The following is a 1,755-nucleotide window of genomic DNA, read 5'->3' as shown; positions in this document are numbered from 1 at the left end:
CGGTTGTTCCGCACGACGGACCACAAGCAGATCGGGATCATGTACCTGGTCACGTCGTTCGCCTTCTTCATGGCGGGCGGCGCGATGGCCATGCTGATCCGCACCGAGCTGGCGCGGCCCGGGCAGCAGTTCCTGTCGCAGGAGCAGTACAACCAGCTCTTCACCATGCACGGCACGGTGATGCTGCTGCTGTACGCGACCCCGATCCTCTTCGGCTTCGCGAACTTCGTCCTGCCGCTGCAGATCGGCTCGCCGGACGTCGCCTTCCCGCGGCTGAACGCGTTCTCGTACTGGCTGTACCTCTTCGGCGGCCTGATCGTGATGTCCGGCTTCCTGACCCCGGGTGGCGCCGCCGACTTCGGCTGGTTCGCCTACACCCCGCTGTCGGACGCCATCCACTCGCCGGGCGTCGGCGCCGACCTCTGGATCTCCGGCCTGGTGATCGGTGGTCTGGGCACCATCCTCGGCGCGGTCAACATGATCACCACCGTGGTCTGCCTGCGCGCGCCGGGCATGACGATGTACCGGATGCCGATCTTCACCTGGAACATCCTGGTCACCAGCATCCTGGTCCTGCTCGCCTTCCCGATCCTGACCGCGGCCCTGATGGGCCTCCTGGCGGACCGGCACCTCGGGGCGCACGTGTTCGACCCCGAAAACGGCGGCGTGATCCTCTGGCAGCACCTGTTCTGGTTCTTCGGCCATCCCGAGGTGTACATCGTCGCGCTGCCGTTCTTCGGCATCGTGTCGGAGATCTTCCCGGTGTTCAGCCGCAAGCCGCTGTTCGGCTACAAGAGCCTGGTCTGGGCGACACTGGCCATCGCGGCGCTGTCGGTCGCGGTGTGGGCGCACCACATGTACGCCACCGGCGCCGTGCTGCTGCCGTTCTTCTCCTTCATGACGTTCCTGATCGCCGTCCCGACCGGCATCAAGTTCTTCAACTGGATCGGCACGATGTGGAAGGGCCAGCTGTCCTTCGAGACGCCGATGATCTTCTCGATGGGCTTCATCGTCACGTTCCTCTTCGGCGGCCTGACCGGCATCCTGCTGGCCGCGCCGGCGATCGACTTCCACGTGTCGGACAGTTACTTCGTCGTCGCGCACTTCCACTACGTGCTCTACGGCACGATCGTGTTCGCCACCTTCGCCGGCATCTACTTCTGGTTCCCGAAGATCACCGGCCGGATGATGGATGAGAAGCTCGGCAAGTGGCACTTCTGGACCACGTTCATCGGCTTCCACGGCACGTTCCTCGTCCAGCACTGGCTGGGCGCGGAGGGCATGCCCCGCCGGTACGCGGATTACCTGACCAGTGACGGCTTCACCACGCTGAACACGATCTCGACGATCGGCGCGTACATCCTCGGTGCCTCGACGCTGCCGTTCATCTGGAACGTCTTCAAGAGCTACCGGTACGGCGAGATCGTCACGGTGGACGACCCGTGGGGCTACGGCAACTCGCTCGAGTGGGCGACCTCCTGCCCGCCGCCGCGGCACAACTTCACCGAGCTGCCCCGGATCCGCTCCGAGCGGCCGGCGTTCGAGCTGCACTACCCGCACATGATCGAGCGCATCCACTCCGAAGGCGAGATCGGCTTCTTCGGGAAGCAGAAGGTCAACAGCCACGCGGCGCCGTCGCAGCTGCTCACCGAAGCGGTGATCCCGGGAGACCACTCCAAGGACAACGCGAGCGAGCAAGGCGACAAGTAGAACCTGAACGAGTGAGCGCGTGCCCGGCTTTTGTGAAGCCGGGCA

At 64.9% G+C, this 1,755-nt stretch carries 1 protein-coding gene; it reads left to right on the top strand.

Features of this window, described 5'->3' with window-relative positions:
* The coding region (gene ctaD / locus ACWEVN_RS47820) for an aa3-type cytochrome oxidase subunit I (protein ID WP_452055708.1) at positions 1–1,710 on the top strand (1,710 nt) is incomplete at its 5' end.
* Positions 1,711–1,755 lie beyond the last annotated feature (45 nt).

It is taken from the genome of Amycolatopsis sp. NPDC003861, from assembly GCF_053605405.1.
The sequence above is the reverse complement of the archived record's forward strand: the minus strand, read 5'-3'. Positions and strand labels throughout refer to the sequence as shown.